Origin of the sequence: Peribacillus sp. NJ4, from assembly GCF_030348345.1 — a bacterium.
Classification (GTDB): domain Bacteria; phylum Bacillota; class Bacilli; order Bacillales; family DSM-1321; genus Peribacillus.
In genome coordinates, this window is sequence record NZ_JAUCFQ010000001.1 from 2939758 (window position 1) to 2954332 (window position 14575).

26 protein-coding genes are annotated in these 14575 nt (G+C 33.2%); 9 read left to right on the top strand and 17 right to left on the bottom strand.

What is annotated here, in order from left to right:
* The first annotated feature begins 195 nt into the window (after positions 1-195).
* Positions 196-735: an ECF transporter S component gene (locus QUF94_RS14610; protein ID WP_096340597.1), complete on the top strand. Its 540-nt coding sequence runs from the start codon at positions 196-198 to the stop codon at positions 733-735.
* Positions 736-874: 139 nt separating this feature from the next.
* Here the strand turns inward: QUF94_RS14610 and QUF94_RS14615 are convergent, their stop codons facing one another.
* The 5 genes from QUF94_RS14615 to QUF94_RS14635 form a co-directional block, all read right to left on the bottom strand.
* On the bottom strand, positions 875-1132 hold the full coding sequence (locus QUF94_RS14615; RefSeq protein WP_095396088.1) for a hypothetical protein: 258 nt from the start codon (positions 1130-1132) through the stop codon (positions 875-877).
* 337 nt (positions 1133-1469) lie between these two features.
* On the bottom strand, positions 1470-1592 hold the full coding sequence (locus tag QUF94_RS14620; RefSeq protein WP_286676225.1) for a hypothetical protein: 123 nt from the start codon (positions 1590-1592) through the stop codon (positions 1470-1472).
* Positions 1593-1596: 4 nt separating this feature from the next.
* A complete protein-coding gene (locus QUF94_RS14625; RefSeq protein WP_289316492.1) occupies positions 1597-1941 on the bottom strand; it encodes a YolD-like family protein in 345 nt (114 codons plus the stop codon).
* An 85-nt stretch (positions 1942-2026) separates the two neighbouring features.
* Complete coding sequence (locus QUF94_RS14630) at positions 2027-2284, bottom strand: hypothetical protein (RefSeq protein WP_095396085.1); 258 nt, start codon at positions 2282-2284, stop codon at positions 2027-2029.
* Position 2285: 1 nt separating this feature from the next.
* Complete coding sequence (locus QUF94_RS14635; protein WP_289316493.1) at positions 2286-2741, bottom strand: endonuclease domain-containing protein; 456 nt, start codon at positions 2739-2741, stop codon at positions 2286-2288.
* A 300-nt stretch (positions 2742-3041) separates the two neighbouring features.
* Between QUF94_RS14635 and QUF94_RS14640 the strand changes: the two genes are divergently transcribed.
* The 7 genes from QUF94_RS14640 to QUF94_RS14670 all read left to right on the top strand — a co-directional run bounded on the left by QUF94_RS14640 (position 3042) and on the right by QUF94_RS14670 (position 7013).
* The gene (locus QUF94_RS14640; protein ID WP_289316494.1) at positions 3042-3356 is read left to right on the top strand and encodes a hypothetical protein; all 315 of its coding nucleotides are present in this window, start codon (positions 3042-3044) and stop codon (positions 3354-3356) included.
* On the top strand, positions 3356-4123 hold the full coding sequence (locus QUF94_RS14645; RefSeq protein WP_289316495.1) for an FtsK/SpoIIIE domain-containing protein: 768 nt from the start codon (positions 3356-3358) through the stop codon (positions 4121-4123). The genes QUF94_RS14640 and QUF94_RS14645 overlap by 1 nt, the downstream gene beginning before the upstream one ends.
* Complete coding sequence (locus tag QUF94_RS14650; protein ID WP_289316496.1) at positions 4123-4512, top strand: cell division protein FtsK; 390 nt, start codon at positions 4123-4125, stop codon at positions 4510-4512. The genes QUF94_RS14645 and QUF94_RS14650 overlap by 1 nt, the downstream gene beginning before the upstream one ends.
* The gene (locus tag QUF94_RS14655; protein ID WP_289316497.1) at positions 4496-5176 is read left to right on the top strand and encodes a replication-relaxation family protein; all 681 of its coding nucleotides are present in this window, start codon (positions 4496-4498) and stop codon (positions 5174-5176) included. The genes QUF94_RS14650 and QUF94_RS14655 overlap by 17 nt, the downstream gene beginning before the upstream one ends.
* A 180-nt stretch (positions 5177-5356) precedes the next feature.
* A complete protein-coding gene (locus QUF94_RS14660; protein WP_289316498.1) occupies positions 5357-5599 on the top strand; it encodes a hypothetical protein in 243 nt (80 codons plus the stop codon).
* A gap of 693 nt (positions 5600-6292) precedes the next feature.
* On the top strand, positions 6293-6778 hold the full coding sequence (locus QUF94_RS14665; protein ID WP_289316499.1) for a TIR domain-containing protein: 486 nt from the start codon (positions 6293-6295) through the stop codon (positions 6776-6778).
* A 31-nt stretch (positions 6779-6809) separates the two neighbouring features.
* Positions 6810-7013, top strand: coding sequence for a hypothetical protein (locus QUF94_RS14670; RefSeq protein ID WP_289316500.1), 204 nt, complete (start codon positions 6810-6812; stop codon positions 7011-7013).
* 64 nt (positions 7014-7077) lie between these two features.
* On the opposite strand, the gene QUF94_RS14675 is transcribed toward QUF94_RS14670, so the two are convergent.
* The 4 genes from QUF94_RS14675 to QUF94_RS14690 all read right to left on the bottom strand — a co-directional run bounded on the left by QUF94_RS14675 (position 7078) and on the right by QUF94_RS14690 (position 9697).
* Positions 7078-7740, bottom strand: coding sequence for an N-acetylmuramoyl-L-alanine amidase (locus QUF94_RS14675; RefSeq protein ID WP_289316501.1), 663 nt, complete (start codon positions 7738-7740; stop codon positions 7078-7080).
* A 21-nt stretch (positions 7741-7761) separates the two neighbouring features.
* Positions 7762-7989 (bottom strand): BhlA/UviB family holin-like peptide, encoded by a 228-nt coding sequence (locus tag QUF94_RS14680; RefSeq protein WP_289316502.1) that lies wholly within the window; start codon positions 7987-7989, stop codon positions 7762-7764.
* 105 nt (positions 7990-8094) lie between these two features.
* Positions 8095-8550 (bottom strand): hypothetical protein, encoded by a 456-nt coding sequence (locus tag QUF94_RS14685; protein WP_289316503.1) that lies wholly within the window; start codon positions 8548-8550, stop codon positions 8095-8097.
* 268 nt (positions 8551-8818) lie between these two features.
* On the bottom strand, positions 8819-9697 hold the full coding sequence (locus QUF94_RS14690) for a YitT family protein (RefSeq protein WP_289318384.1): 879 nt from the start codon (positions 9695-9697) through the stop codon (positions 8819-8821).
* Between the two features lie 191 nt (positions 9698-9888).
* On the opposite strand from QUF94_RS14690, the gene QUF94_RS14695 reads away from it, so the two are divergent.
* On the top strand, positions 9889-10176 hold the full coding sequence (locus QUF94_RS14695) for a hypothetical protein (RefSeq protein WP_289316504.1): 288 nt from the start codon (positions 9889-9891) through the stop codon (positions 10174-10176).
* A gap of 163 nt (positions 10177-10339) precedes the next feature.
* Here the strand turns inward: QUF94_RS14695 and QUF94_RS14700 are convergent, their stop codons facing one another.
* From QUF94_RS14700 to QUF94_RS14730, 8 genes are all read right to left on the bottom strand, one after another.
* Positions 10340-11215 carry an HNH endonuclease gene (locus QUF94_RS14700; protein ID WP_289316505.1) on the bottom strand — a complete coding sequence of 292 codons (876 nt, stop codon included), beginning with the start codon at positions 11213-11215 and terminating at the stop codon, positions 10340-10342.
* 306 nt (positions 11216-11521) lie between these two features.
* On the bottom strand, positions 11522-12022 hold the full coding sequence (locus QUF94_RS14705; RefSeq protein WP_289316506.1) for a terminase large subunit domain-containing protein: 501 nt from the start codon (positions 12020-12022) through the stop codon (positions 11522-11524).
* On the bottom strand, positions 12019-12510 hold the full coding sequence (locus QUF94_RS14710) for a phage terminase small subunit P27 family (protein ID WP_289316507.1): 492 nt from the start codon (positions 12508-12510) through the stop codon (positions 12019-12021). The genes QUF94_RS14705 and QUF94_RS14710 overlap by 4 nt, the downstream gene beginning before the upstream one ends.
* A 104-nt stretch (positions 12511-12614) precedes the next feature.
* A complete protein-coding gene (locus QUF94_RS28810) occupies positions 12615-12863 on the bottom strand; it encodes an HNH endonuclease signature motif containing protein (RefSeq protein WP_353957784.1) in 249 nt (82 codons plus the stop codon).
* Between the two features lie 29 nt (positions 12864-12892).
* Positions 12893-13069, bottom strand: a complete 177-nt coding sequence (locus QUF94_RS14715; protein ID WP_289316508.1) for a hypothetical protein — start codon at positions 13067-13069, stop codon at positions 12893-12895.
* 3 nt (positions 13070-13072) lie between these two features.
* Entirely contained in the window at positions 13073-13204 is a 132-nt protein-coding gene (locus QUF94_RS14720) for a hypothetical protein (RefSeq protein ID WP_289316509.1), read from the bottom strand.
* A 68-nt stretch (positions 13205-13272) separates the two neighbouring features.
* Complete coding sequence (locus tag QUF94_RS14725; RefSeq protein WP_289316510.1) at positions 13273-14058, bottom strand: hypothetical protein; 786 nt, start codon at positions 14056-14058, stop codon at positions 13273-13275.
* A gap of 142 nt (positions 14059-14200) precedes the next feature.
* Positions 14201-14521, bottom strand: coding sequence for a hypothetical protein (locus tag QUF94_RS14730; RefSeq protein ID WP_289316511.1), 321 nt, complete (start codon positions 14519-14521; stop codon positions 14201-14203).
* Positions 14522-14575 lie beyond the last annotated feature (54 nt).

The window sequence follows — 14575 nt, forward strand, 5'->3', positions numbered from 1 at the left end:
GGCCTATCCACTTTAAACTTTATTTATCTTATCATAAATCAGCTAAAAACAGTCATCTCCTCTCTCTTTTCAATACGTATAATATCTGTATTTTTTATCAACTGACCTCATAGTTTTTTAATAAATTGACACTTTTATAGACACCAGTCTTTTGCTAAAATCATAGGAAAATTCTAGTTAGGAAGGTTTACAGATATGCAAAATACACAAAGTTATTCAAGGTCAAGTCAAAAAACTATGGATTTAATTATTACCGCAATGTTGATTGCACTTGTGTTCCTATCTACTTTCTTTTTGAATATTAAACTGCCAATTGCCGCAAATGGAGGGTTAGTTCATCTAGGAACAGCTATGCTTTTTATTGCATCTATTTTATTTGGTCCTAAAAAAGCAGCTCTTGCTGGTGCGATAGGAATGGGGTTATTTGATATAGTTGGAGGGTGGACATTGTGGGCACCTATCACCATTGTGGCGCGTGGTTTGCAAGGATATATAGTTGGTAAAATCGCTTGGTCAAAGGGTCGCAACGGTACTAGCATTGCTTTCAATGTAATAGCAACAATCGTTTCCATTCCATTTATGATAGCTGTTTATTATATTGGTGAAGGGATTCTATACGGTAATTGGATTGCACCTTTAGCTTCGATACCTGGAGATCTCGTTCAAAATATATTAGGAATTATCGTTGCCGTTCCAGTTTGTGTGGCTTTGAAAAAGGTTCCTTATTTTAAGTAAATTCGCTATAAAGGTAAACGTCAAGTAGTCCCCAAATACTACATGGATGGTGTATTTCGGGACTATGTTTTGTTTGCTTCCCTTTTTATCGGTACTCTGCATGCAGAGGGTAAACTAGATGACCACGACAAGACTTTATCTATTTCTTTTTTTCATTCTTAAGTCTTTTAACGTGAGCTCTCATTTTATCTAATTCCTTTTGTTTCCCTTCTTCATCATTTGCCAATGCAGAAAATAAAGCTATCGTGCCTAATTTGTCGAATTCTACATCTCCAGATCCACCTTTAGTAAAACTAAAGTATAGTTCCGTAAACGCCTTAGCCATTAATTCGTAGTTAGGTTCATTTACAAAATAGCCATTTCCTCGCAGTTCTTTTCTTGGTTTACTCTTTTTCACATTAGAATAGTCCTTTCAATTAAACTATTTATTCTTTTCCTTATACAAAAACAGCCTACTTTCTTCTTTGGCTATACACTCGAGAAGCTTCTTTCTGAAATATTCATTGATATCGATATTCTCCGTTGAGACAACTTCTACATCAGTCATATCAACATCATTAAGATTTATTTTCTTTGACTTTTTATCCAACCAATTATCACTCTCCCGTCCTATATAATAATCTCCAAACAAACTATCTTCTATTCACATTTCACTAAATTCTCTATGAAAATAGTAACGAGTAAAATTATAGAAAATAAAAACTCACCAATCGTTATAGACTGGTGAGTTTTATTCATTTTGTATATTTAGCTAAGATTAACTTCACTTCTTTTTTCAAGTATTCATCTACTGTAAATTCATTTAGGAATGTTCTACTCTTAATCCACAGTTTTCTTTTTGGTTTTGCTTTAGCCATTTTTTCACTCCATTACTTCTACCGCTACAAGGTCTTCAAACTTCACCTTAATAATATGTCCCTTCTCATTTTCCAGCTCCAAATATATCGCCTTTGTGAATGGATCTAACCTATGTATCATCCCAACATACTCCCAATCAAAACCATCTTCCCAAACAGTAAACTTTACAGGTGAAGCAAACTCCATTGCGGTATGTATCTTGTTCTCAAACTCCTCTAACTGGTACTCATCTAATATTGGCTTTACTTGACGGTAATAATCCTTATTTACGTCATTTAATAATTTAACGTATTCAGGCAACATCAAAGCAGGTTGCCATTTAAGCTTTCCACGATCTTTTATAGACATAAGAACATCTCCATTCATTCTATAAATACATTATAGAACATTTGTTCTTACTTTAGTCAAAAAAATGAAGTGAAAAATTTCCCTTTTAAAGATAACGTAGGTATTTTTCCTGTAACAGTGTTTTAATTAACTTCTCCATATCCAAGCTACCTTCTTCCGTTGCTATTCCAATTCCTTCTATATATGTGAATTCTTCAGTATCAATAATCTTCCGAGTAACTATTTTACCCTTTTCATTAAAGTCTTTATAATATGCAATTTCATCATAATCACTTATCTTTGCTTTAACTAACTCACCGTTTTTGTTGACGTATTCAATTGTTTCTACTTTACTTTTTGTCATATTAATCCTCCGAATGGCATCCACTTGAGCATTTCTTTTGGATTTCAGATTCAATTCGAGTTATCACCTTGCTCATATTACCATTGATGGCACTTCCACTAAATCGCAGCGTTTTCCATCCAATTGATCTTAAGTATGCATCTCGCTTCCTGTCGTGTGCTTTAGCTTTTTTGCTTGAGTGAAATTCTTTACCATCACATTCAATGGCTAATCGATATTCTGGAAATGCCACATCAATTCTATATCTTCTTATTGGATACTGTGTAGTTGGTTTATAATCCCTCATCCATAAAGCTTTTAATACCCTCTTCTCAATTGGACTTTGACATTTATCTAATTCCACAAAGTATGGGGGGATGTAATGATCCACTTTAACTCCTTTACTTCTTCGCATGTCCAAACCTAGAAAGACAAACCCTGTTATGACAAGTCCAAAAAATACGACATATTCTACCATTGTAAATAAATTTCCCCTTTCTCGTAGGTACAAGCACTAGATACGAACTTTCTACATATCATTTACAAAGTAATTAATAATCCTTTACTGATTATTTGAAAGAAATCTACGAATTAATAGCTAATCAATTACTTATTTTCTAATTATTATTGTTACCAATGTAATACAAGTTTAAACCATTGGTATGACTGCGTTATGAAGATTTGTTAGGAGGGAACGAAGTGAGTGAGTAAGGGGGAGCGCGAGGGGGGAATATTTAATTTAGAATTATCCGAATATTAATATGGGGGTATGAATGAGATGAGTAAAGTGCATACTGTTAAGTTCTATTCATTCGAAGACTGTTGTTTCAAAAATAAGAAAAAGAAGGAAATAAGAAAGGTTAGTCCGAATATTAACATGTACTCAGTTAGCCCATTCGTAATGCTTGATCCTGTTATTTGTATAATGGGTGTTGGGTTACTGTCCATTGCACTATTGGAAAAGTTTTTCGAACATCAAGGAAATTATGATGTAGCAGAAGCTCTTCATACAGGTTTTAACATTGCAATACCTTGCATAGCATTCGGTTTCATTTGGAAGCTTCTGATAGATGTTAGTGGGGTGTTCTTATGATGGATAAGTGGAGAGCAAAGATAAAGCTTCGTGGTGCATTAATGAGGGCATTTAAACTTGGTGGTATTCATAAACAAACCACAACGCAATCAAAGATATATACACGATATCCTAAGATACATGAAGTCCACATTGATGAGGAAAATGAAGCTGTCAGATTCACTTTTACATTACCCGATGGTGCTAATCCTGATTTAGTTTTGAAACAAGAATGGGTATTCAAACAGTGCTTTGGTAATAACATTGAAATAGATGGTAAGGTGAAGAAGTTTATCTTGCGGTGCTATTCAAAGGACATGAAAAAAGATATTCCATACGAGTTTAAAAAGATTCAACCTCATTTGAAGGATAAAAATATACCTATTATGTGTGGCGTAGATAGGTCAGGAAAGATGAATGTAAAGGATATGGCAAAAGAACATCATATGTTGCTCACAGGAACAACTGGAAGTGGTAAGAGTTCTTTAATTAGGGGAATATTGACCTCATTGATTCTGCATAAGTCACCAGATGAAATACAGTTCTTACTTGGTGATTTAAAGTTTTCAGAATTCGGCATATACAAACGACTACCTCATGTAATGGGTGTATTTATGGATGCTAAGTCACTCCTCCCTCCTCTTCAAATAATTGAAAATGAAATGTTTCGAAGAGGTAAATTGCTTGATAAGATGGACGTAGAAAGCATTTATGAGTTAAAGGATAGACCACCAACATTATCGTGTGTATTGATGAGGTTATATTGCTCAAGGATAAACCCAAAATAATGAAAATAATTGAAAGTATATCCTGTATAGGTCGTTCTAATGGTGTTTATCTATTGTTGTCAATGCAACGTGGTGATGCTAAATCATTGGGTGGACAATTGAAGAATAACCTTACCTTTAGAATATCAGGTAAACAGTCAGATGAAACGAATGCAAAAATAAGTGGTTTGAAGCAATCAGTTGATTTAGATACTGCGGGTAGGATGATACTTTCAACTCAAGGTAAAGAAAGAGTAATTCAAGTACCTTATATGGATAAGAAGAAAGCTAAAGGGTTACTAGATCCATTAAAAGTGAAACAAGAAAAACCAGAGCTTGAAGATGTCGCAGATCGAAAGGTAAATGAATTTTCATTAGATGAGGTGTTCGATAGTGAACCAAAGGGATAAAGCCATTATTAATGACTTGAGACAATTCAGAATGATGTCAAGAAACCAAATTGTTGAATTACACTTTAAACATCTTAAGAATCCTATAAATTCATGTAATAGCGTTTTAAAGCGTTTAACAAGGGATAACTTTATCAAATGCAGTACTCTTCACTCTCCATACGTTTACTTCACCGTTGACTGTAATATTAAACCAGACTCAACTAAAATCCCCCACTTCCTTGAACTTGTAGATACTGTTATTGAAATGAAAGCACACAGAGAAACTAAAAACCTCATGATTGAGCCTAAATATGGTGACAAAGGAACAATTGAACCCGATATTTTTGCTATTTGGTTTAACCCAATATTTATTGAAGTTCAGCGTAATGTGTATACAAAAGAAGTCATGCAAAAGAAAATTGATCTTTATGAAGAATATTATGATACAGGAGATTGGAAAGATGAACCTTGGCAAAAACCAGATAAAAAGGTCTTCCCATCTATCCTAATTATTACCCCTACTCGATATGCAGTTAAAAGTACAAATCTTGAAATTTATCAATCCCCTTCCATATCTGATTTCATTGAAAGCAGGTCAGGTGAATCGACATTACAAATCAAACCTAAACCTGTTAAAAATGTAATTCAATCGAATGGTGGATCATTGAAGCTAAAAAAATAAAATCCATTCACAAACATATCCATAAATGTTAAACTTTAAATGTAATGCTGGGTTATTATACCTATATCTTGAGGAGAGTAAATTGAAAGTAAAGATAGGTTTCAATACCATTGAATATGGTATTTTTTTTTGAATGAAATAATCATTTTAAATGACCTTGAATAAGGCAGGGGGGATAGTATGGGGCATTTTAGTAAAGGAGATAAATGGTATCCGATTACAGGTTATGATCAAAAGTGTGAAATTAGTAACCTTGGTCATGTTAGGGAATTAAGAGGAGACAGATATTTTGATATAACACATGTTCAAAACGCCGGTACTAGATATGTGTATTTAACCAAAGGTGGTAAGAGAATGAGAAAAAATATTCTCCCATTAATGAAAAGGTTTATAAAGGATAACACAAGTTGTTCTAAAAGTTAGGTGAATAAAATTGTATACCAAAAGACGTAAAGAGACGAGTTTCGATAACGGGATCATTTACCCAGTTGTAGAAATGACCATAAATATTCTTTTTTACTTAAATATTATCGAATGGTTAAAAAAGATATCAGATTATTTTACTATACTCTATTTCAAGAATAAGACTTCAAGGGTTAGGGGCATAAAAATCAGGAGAAACAAAAATATAGTTATAGATTTATTCATTGTAGCTAAGTTTTACTTCCTTTTAATAATTTTATTTAATCAGAATGATACGGTGTGGATTCAGATAATTGTTTGGTATTTATTATTATCAAATGTGTACACATATTTTTATTACCACCTTTGGTGTGACGATGCATTACTTGAAAGAAATCAAACAATCCACAGAGTTAGACGAAGGTTCATAAACTTATTTGTTTCTGTGTTGTTTATGATGTTGTGTTATGTATATTTATACTCAATTATGATTCCTAAACATTTTTCTTTAGAAAACCCTGAATCTAATAATATAATGATAAGCTTTATTTATGCAATTGCTCAATCATTTGCCGTAGATTATGAGGGTATGAAGTCAATTACGAACATTGGTGCCACTATAGAGATCACACAAGTCTTAAACATGTTTATTTTTATTTCAATATTATTAGCAAAATCATTACCTAAAGCAAATCGAGAATAGGAGTAATTTATATGGCATATCGAAATAAAGTATATGTATGTGTTGAATATGATAGTGATAACAGATATTATAATACATTAAAAATGTGGGATAAAAACGATAAGTTTGATTTTAAATTCCATAATGCACATGACCTGAATACAATCATGCAATTTAGTAATGAAGAAACTATTAAAAAAAGATTAAGAGAACGATTGCTAAATACAAAATTGATGATAGCTTTAATTGGAGAAAGGACTAAATATCATCATAAATATGTTGGCTGGGAGATAAAACAAGCCCAAAAACTCGATATACCGATCGTTGTAGTAAATATCAATAAAAGAAACAGAATGGATAGCGATTTATGCCCAGCGTCACTAAAAGGACAAAATGCCCTTCATATCCCATTTATGAAGGAAGCTTTTTTACTTGCTATGGAAAATTGGTATGATTTTTATCATAAGACAGCTAAATATTCTGGTGGTAATGATTATTATTGGGAACAGTTTGATTAAAAATCTTAGTTTTAACAAGGGTGGATTAAAAATGAGACTATACGTTGGTTATTATGAGTTTCCTAAAATTAATGGAAAAATAATTCCCAAAGGTACTAAGTATTATTTAACTGTAGATGTTGAAGACACTGTCGATGAAAATAAATTATTAGAGAAAGTTTATGAAGCGATTTCTTCAGGGACGAATGTTACAAGAGACAGATTGAAAGTAATGAATTGGGAAGAGTTAAAATAAACTTAGTTATAATATAAGAGAATACTAAAGGAAGCCCCTCTCGATTATGAGAAGGGCTATAATTCTATCCTTTTACAATATTCACTGAATATCCTTGTTTCATTAACTCTGCTGCTAATTTAGTTGCATTTTTTTCATCTGAAAAAGCACCAACTTGTACCTTATGGAGAACACTTTTCTTTTGAAATGGTCTAGCTTCTTCTTTCAACTTTTTATCCGATAACGTTTCAGCTATTGCTTTACAACAATCATCAAAGCTCTTATTATATGCATCTGCATTGGTTTTAGTATCTACAAAGCATACCTCAATAAGAATAGCTGGTTTAGCTGTTCCCTTTAGGAATCCAAGATCTGTTCTTTTCTTAGCCCCTCGATCTTTAATTCCAAGTGCTTCAGCTATAGCTTTAGATACTTTTGCAGCTAATGCTTTATTTCCGTCGCCATAATAAAGAATCTCTGTACCCCCAATTTCATTTGTTCCTGCATTAAAATGTACAGATACATCTATATCCCGACTTTTGCTATTGTGATATTTAACTATCGTATTGATATTATCCCGTTGAGTTTTTGATGTATCATCATGAAATGTATGTACTTTACAACCTAGTTCTTTTAGATACTTTGCAACCTTAGGCACTACCTTCCTAGCTTCATTAACCTCATCTAGATACCCACTTGCACCACGTACTACTTTAGCGTGACCACTTGAAATAACGAATTCATTCATTTGTTTATACCTCCCTAGTAATTAATTTTTATTATCTTGAACAATGATTTGTTTAATTTCATTTACGTCTTGAGCGAGTGTTGAGAATGCCTGAGCTTGTGCTTCAATTACATCTTGATTTTTTTCAATTACTGCTTGATAATTTGCTTCTCGTTCTTTATTAGTTTTCATTGTTGAGTACAACATCCATACAAATAAGGCTGCGAATCCACCTTCTTTTAAAAACAGGCTTAATATATCTGCTTCCATACTATCCACCCCTTTTTTTATTGCATAATAAAAAGCCGCCCTTTTGAGACGACTTGGATTTATTGAACTAAATATTTATTTATCAGCTAATCAATTGCTCTATTGTTATTTTTTCAAAATCTTTTCTATAGACTTTGCTAATTTTTCTGGTTGATTCCGAATTAATTCTTCCTCTTTACGTTTCTTTCTATCTATTTCGTCTTCTTCTTTCCTTTTTCTTTTCTCATGAATTTGATTATAAAAATCTTTTATTTCTTCCAAAGCAAATGTATAATAATGACCATGTTTTTGGTATGATGCTGTAATTAATTGAGCTTGAATTTTAACTCTAACGCTATGTCCATTGTCGATCATTTCAAAATCATTTTGCAGCTTCTTGATATTTTCTTTAGTCGGATTATTCATCCAATAGTAAATGCTATAAATTTCACCCCATACAACTTCAAATGTCGATTTACTATCATAGTGATCAGCTTCGACTTCCAACAACTCATCTGACCTTACCCCTTCATAAATTTGAACACCATTTAGGAAATCTTTAATTCTACTTTTGATAGACATGAAATCACCTTTGTTTTTTTTGAAAGTATATGTTTTTTGAAACAAAATATTACTATCCATTATAATATTCCGGTTTCATTCAAATCCATTCAATAATCATGTTTATTTAATTGTCTTTATTCATAATAAAAAGCCCTTCTTAACTTAAAAAGGGCATGGTTTTTGTTACTTATTCAATTTTGATTACCGTACAGTTTGCTCCAGTGTGACATAAACAAAAGCCAACATTTTGATGCTGGCTTTTGTTTATAAGTAATTATTTTATAAATTAATGAATATCTCTCTTTTTGAACCGTCCACCACGTACTTCCGCAATATTTGCAATTGCCAAGAAAGAAGAAGGGTCAATCTCTTCAACAATTGTAGTTAACTTAGATTCTTCAAGTCTGGTAATTATACAAAAAATAACCTTCTTGTCCTCCCCTGAAAAGGCACCTTCACCATGTAAGTATGTCACACCTCGTCCTAAGCGACTATTGATTGCATCACCTATCTCTCTTGCTTCATCGCTAATTATCCACACCGACTTTGTTTCTTCCATTCCAGTAATAACAATGTCAATGGCTTTAGCAGCTATTACATAAGCTAAGATTGAATACATAGCTCTATCCCAAGTGTAAACGAACCCGGCAGAACCAAGTATAAATAGATTGATGAACATAACAATTTCGCCAACAGAAAAAGGCACTTTTTTACTTATAACAATCGAAAGTATTTCTGTACCATCAAGCGCCCCACCGTTACGAATTACTATTCCTACACCGACACCTAAGAAAATACCGCCAAATATTGTAGCAAGGAGGATGTCCTCAGTGAAGGGTGGAATAGGATGAAAATATGTTGCAAAAATAGAGAGCATTATAATCCCGTATATAGTAGATATAGCAAAAGTTTTTCCAAACTGTTTATATCCCAGATATACAAATGGTAAATTCAATAGAAAAAGAAAGATTCCTAGTTTTATCCCAGTAATGTGAGAAAGCATAATTGAAATACCTGTAATGCCACCATCAATTACATTGTTGGGAATTAAAAAGATTTCCAATCCCGTGGCCATGAGCAAAGCACCTATTGTAATAAGAATGGTCCGTTGGATAATTATCAAACTAGATAACTTTCTATGCTGCTTTTTTAGTGCTTCCGTCAGAAATATCACACCTTTTATTCATTTATTTCTATTATATCCTAATATCAAATTAGGAAAAATAAATTTAAATAATAGAAGTCCTAACCTACCGCACAGTTTCTTCCGATGAAATAAATAAAAAAAGTGAAACCTTCTGAAAATAAGCCTTTTTTTGTATTAAAATTAACTTATATCAGAAAGGGTGGGTTTGTATGAAATTAATAGCATTAAGTCACAAAAAATTTAAAAGTCATGAATTCTATTTTATAACAGATGGACCTCAACTGGATGGTTCGTATTCTGTCAGTTTTAAATCCCCACATTCTCCTGAAAAATATTTAGCAACTTGTCATAGTTTAAAGGATTGTAGAATTGAAATCTCTAACTTTGTTATTAACAATCTAGACGGTAATGAAAATACAATCTTTAATCAGCTGTGTAAAAAACCTCACCGTAAGAAAGACATACCTGATCAATGGAAAGTTTCACAATTTCTATAAGGAGGAACATCTTTCGCATTGGAAATCAAGGCATAAGAAAAGACAGGTCATTTCTGCCTGTCTCTATATGTCACCATATAGTTCGGAGCACATCTTCAACCGTTCTTGGTTGCTCGGCATACCATAGTTGTTACCTTCCCATGGCGAGTGTTATTGGCATAGCTTAAAGCTTTAGCCTTCCTCTGCTCTCTACGGATTCCGAACCGTTTCCGGTAGGGCTTTCCTCGGTATTATGTTCAATAAACTCCTTTATTTTTACCAACCGTTCTATTGAAAAGTGTTCATACCCAAAATACCAATCCTCAAAATCCTTGTTGTTCTTTTGATTATTGCAGATGCTACAAGCAGGAATAATATTATCCCTAGTCGTTCCTCCCCCAGAGGATAGAGGAATAACATGTTCTTGCTGTAACTTATCATTTGATCCGCAATAAGAACACCTGAAATCAAAATGTTCAAGTGTATTATCCCAATCTTCCTGCGAGAAGTCATAAGGTAAACTTAAAAGTCTAGCCCTCCTAACAGAAGTGGCTATACGATTATCGATTTTCACCTTTTCTTTGTTTCGTTTCTTCCATTCCCTAAGATACCTGCGATAATTTTCTTTATTAGCTTTTTTATATTCTTCTTTTTGAGCCTTTAATTTTTCGAAATTGTTTTCACGATATTCCTTGCCTTTAATTGCCACATGTTCTTTATTATTTTCATACCATTCCCTATTACGATCCTTCAAGCAAGACTTACATTTTGTTCTCCTTTTCCAGAAATCCGTTAAAGGCTTTAGCTCCTTACAGGATGTACAAATCTTATTTTCTCCATCAAAACCGGGTTTATATTGAGCTTTCTCCCGACAAGTTGATTTACAAAAGCGTGAAGTTTTTTCCCTATATCTTGGGACGGAATAATCAATCTTACAATATTCGCAGGTTTTTATTATTTTTTTTGATTGATTCATACTAGAACAATTTATAGAACAAAACTTTGATTTGGATTTTTCCGCAGGATATTCCTTACTACATTGGGCACAAACTTTCTTCATTCTTCCACCCCTTCTACGGCTTGCATAAACAAATTATTCCATAGATATTAGCATTAACAATCATATACATGTTAATGAGTTGATTTATTGAACACTTTCACCAATTTTACCGAGTTTATTTATCTGTATATCCCTATACAGCGAGGCTAAAGGTTAACCTCTCTAATAGATCCTAAAGTATCCTTGGCGGAAATCCATAGGTTTCTAACAAAGTGGTAGCCTCGACAATTTCAGGGATCTCAAAAGGGGTTTGAGCCGCGAATTTATTTGCCCATGCCAACATCTTGGTTGCTTTTTCACTTGATTTTAAAACAGTTGCCAAGGTATTTTGATAGGTTTCCATATCAGCATTAGCACCATGGTGTTTTTCGCTAGGGCACTAAATGTAGAGCAATAAATTTGTGCGTGTTGATAATCTGTGAAGTTTCCATAGTATGTACCAAGTACACCATTCATAAGGCTCTTACCGTTCTGACGACCTACTTGGACATAACTTGAACGAAACCTTCTGAATCCTGATTCACGATGCTCCCAACCATTCAAATTTGAGAAAATAAATACCTGATACGGTGCTAATACCAGTGGAAATTGTTCGCTTCCTTCTGCAATTGTTAACGTTTCGGCATAATCCAGCAGTTCATTTGCTCTTTCTTCATTGAAAATGTAAGGGAAATCTTCACTATATAAATTCAACTGTGACCTTTTTAAGTCATCCATGAAGCGTTGACATGATAATTTTACGAGTCTTCCTGTTACTTCTTTGCCACTTAATACGTCTTCTGCATACTGTATTGCCCTTTGTGTCATTTCTTGCCACCTCTAAACTTGTCAAACTTACTTTCCCTTTTAGCTTCTGGAGCTTTAGGAACAATAATTTTGCATCGTGAGGAGATAGTCATACCTAAATCTTGTGCTGCTGAACGTGCTTGCTTGTACCAACGTTCGATACTTTTAGATAACCTATCGTAATGTTCATTAGTGACATACTGACCATCTTCTAAAATAACAGGCTTCATTTTCTTTAATAATTTGTAACATTTTAACCATTCATCTTGTGCTATTAAGTACCTCGCTACTGCATCCACATCTAAATTTGACATGATTTCTACTCGTAACAATTCATCTGTTAGCTCAATGAATTCCTTTTTTAACTTTGCAGATAGATTAGTAGGCGGTGTAATCTTGTCAGTGTTATTCTTGATTTCCTGCTCTAATCTGCGTTCTATTTCTTCTTTTGACATGTGGGATTTCCCATTATGAACAATTAAATTAGTCGGTTGTCTTTGACCTGCCATTATCTACTCACCTACCTTTCTGTTAAATTTGGATCAGGGTCAAAAATATTTCTCGTGAGGGGACTTTTGTGCGTAAGGGTGGCTCGGGGGTGTTTTTTCTTTTTCTAAATAGTTTTTGAACCCTCCCCTACCCCTATTCCGACTAATCTCCTCAGATATTCTTGTAGTTTTTCCTTCTCAACTTTACTCTTCTCATACGTTACATGTGTTTGTAGATGACATCTCTGACATAGACTAATCAAGTTACTTGGATTGTAAATAAATTCCTTATGGACATCCTCATTAACAGGTATGATATGATGTACAGTATGCATTGACTTAATTCTTGTGTTGTCATAACATACTCGACACATGTACAAGTCTCTTACCTTCACTCTGTGCCTTACATCATGCCATGCCTTAGTGTTATATACATTAGCTGACTGCTTGTTCCTTCCTGTCTTGTCATAGTCCCTGTGTCTTGCCTTACTCTTGTCCTTACACTCATCACACATTGGCCATTGCCTTGCTCTATTACCTCACCACACTTACTGCATAGCTTAAGTAGTTGCATACTCATCATTCATTTTCTCCCTTTGTTCTTTATCCAACCAACGCCAAATACTACAACAAGTATAATCGGCCATAACCACCAATAATGAATGAACTTCTCGCCCTCAGACATATGGATCATGTCATAGATAAATTGCTTCATTTCCCTCAATCCCTTTCTTTGCAAAATAAAAAGCACCCAATGAATGGATGCTAGTTCTCAGTCTCAATCTAATTCTTTTCAGTATCCTTAATAAAAAACTCTATAAATTCCCTTCCGAATTTCGTGATCGAGTACTTATCATTCTTAGATATTTTCTTAAATCGAGCAATTTTTTTCCCTTTGCCTTTATCAATTAAAGTCAAATGGTCTTGAATTGTTAATACATTCTTATATAAATCATCAATCTCTTTATCTCTTTGAGTACTAAATAGACCAACTCGAACCAACTTCTCACGTACTGCATTATATTGATCTATATCAATATTATTTTCCTCGAGTATATCTTGATAAGTTTTACCTAACTGTCCAAAATTTGTATATATTAAGTAATAAAAATTCAAAACTGATATATCCACTAACCTTAAATTATTTAAGGTGTCATAATAAAAAAGGACAAAATCCTCATTTATTTCTTTATGTTCAGCAATACCTAATAATCCATTTACTAAATATTTAATCTTGTCCACTTGCTGTTCTTCCGCAACATACTCAGTAACTAAGTCAGTGTATTTCTGGAATTGAACCCTTTGATATTTGTCCATCTTTTCAAGTTTTTCCTTAAAGTAATCATCAATTTTTTTCATTTCTTCAATCATACACATTATGTTTCTTTCAACTTTTCTTTGTTTAATAGAAAATACAGCCGAACTTACTCCTGGAAGGAATGTCCCTAATAGAGTATCCCCCAAAAATTCACCCACTACAGAAACAGCACCTTCCGCACTCACATCAAAAACCTCACCTAACTTCCTCTTAATGCGACTTTCTGGGTTATTTTCAACTTCATTTCTCACTATAAATCCCCCCCTTTAGTTGAGTATTAACCAAAGTGTAAGATTTATAAAGAAAAACACATGTTATTATGAATATTTCTCCAATAAAAAAACACTCTCAAATAAATGAAAGTGTCTTAATGAATCATAATTTTAATAATTTTTATTTAAATTCTTTTAATTTAAATAAACTGTTTTCAGCTTTTTCTATATCCTTATCTAAATTCAAAGGTAAAAAATGATCTTCAGGGTTTAATAAGGCAAAACTCAATCCATTAATAGCATTGTCTACAACTTTTAAGTTATAACACTTCGAATCACATAATTGATGATGGATGTATTTGTATTCTTTCGCATTGATGAGCTCTAATGCTTCTCTAGGGGCGATATCCAGTGGAGTAATCAATTTGAACTCTACTTCATCCCTCTGTCTAATTGTAGGACAATTGCAATAAAGACATCTATAAGCTTTTTCTATCGCCAATAAACACACCTCCTTCTGCCTACAACTTTGGACATAAAGGATTCATAATCCTGC

Bases quoted from the DNA above. Each gene is read 5' to 3' on its own strand.
- QUF94_RS14715 (WP_289316508.1), bottom strand. From the start codon at position 13,069: ATGAGTATGCAACTACTTAAGCTATGCAGTAAGTGTGGTGAGGTAATA.
- QUF94_RS14695 (WP_289316504.1), top strand. From the start codon at position 9,889: ATGAAATTAATAGCATTAAGTCACAAAAAATTTAAAAGTCATGAATTC.
- QUF94_RS14610 (WP_096340597.1), top strand. From the start codon at position 196: ATGCAAAATACACAAAGTTATTCAAGGTCAAGTCAAAAAACTATGGAT.
- QUF94_RS14670 (WP_289316500.1), top strand. From the start codon at position 6,810: ATGAGACTATACGTTGGTTATTATGAGTTTCCTAAAATTAATGGAAAA.
- QUF94_RS14685 (WP_289316503.1), bottom strand. From the start codon at position 8,550: ATGTCTATCAAAAGTAGAATTAAAGATTTCCTAAATGGTGTTCAAATT.
- QUF94_RS14710 (WP_289316507.1), bottom strand. From the start codon at position 12,510: ATGGCAGGTCAAAGACAACCGACTAATTTAATTGTTCATAATGGGAAA.
- QUF94_RS28810 (WP_353957784.1), bottom strand. From the start codon at position 12,863: ATGTGTCGAGTATGTTATGACAACACAAGAATTAAGTCAATGCATACT.
- QUF94_RS14635 (WP_289316493.1), bottom strand. From the start codon at position 2,741: ATGGTAGAATATGTCGTATTTTTTGGACTTGTCATAACAGGGTTTGTC.
- QUF94_RS14620 (WP_286676225.1), bottom strand. From the start codon at position 1,592: ATGGCTAAAGCAAAACCAAAAAGAAAACTGTGGATTAAGAGTAGAACA.
- QUF94_RS14720 (WP_289316509.1), bottom strand. From the start codon at position 13,204: ATGAAGCAATTTATCTATGACATGATCCATATGTCTGAGGGCGAGAAG.
- QUF94_RS14645 (WP_289316495.1), top strand. From the start codon at position 3,356: ATGGATAAGTGGAGAGCAAAGATAAAGCTTCGTGGTGCATTAATGAGG.
- QUF94_RS14630 (WP_095396085.1), bottom strand. From the start codon at position 2,284: ATGACAAAAAGTAAAGTAGAAACAATTGAATACGTCAACAAAAACGGT.
- QUF94_RS14640 (WP_289316494.1), top strand. From the start codon at position 3,042: ATGAGTAAAGTGCATACTGTTAAGTTCTATTCATTCGAAGACTGTTGT.
- QUF94_RS14680 (WP_289316502.1), bottom strand. From the start codon at position 7,989: ATGGAAGCAGATATATTAAGCCTGTTTTTAAAAGAAGGTGGATTCGCA.
- QUF94_RS14705 (WP_289316506.1), bottom strand. From the start codon at position 12,022: ATGACACAAAGGGCAATACAGTATGCAGAAGACGTATTAAGTGGCAAA.
- QUF94_RS14665 (WP_289316499.1), top strand. From the start codon at position 6,293: ATGGCATATCGAAATAAAGTATATGTATGTGTTGAATATGATAGTGAT.
- QUF94_RS14625 (WP_289316492.1), bottom strand. From the start codon at position 1,941: ATGTCTATAAAAGATCGTGGAAAGCTTAAATGGCAACCTGCTTTGATG.
- QUF94_RS14660 (WP_289316498.1), top strand. From the start codon at position 5,357: ATGGGGCATTTTAGTAAAGGAGATAAATGGTATCCGATTACAGGTTAT.
- QUF94_RS14700 (WP_289316505.1), bottom strand. From the start codon at position 11,215: ATGAAGAAAGTTTGTGCCCAATGTAGTAAGGAATATCCTGCGGAAAAA.
- QUF94_RS14650 (WP_289316496.1), top strand. From the start codon at position 4,123: ATGAAAATAATTGAAAGTATATCCTGTATAGGTCGTTCTAATGGTGTT.
- QUF94_RS14675 (WP_289316501.1), bottom strand. From the start codon at position 7,740: ATGAATGAATTCGTTATTTCAAGTGGTCACGCTAAAGTAGTACGTGGT.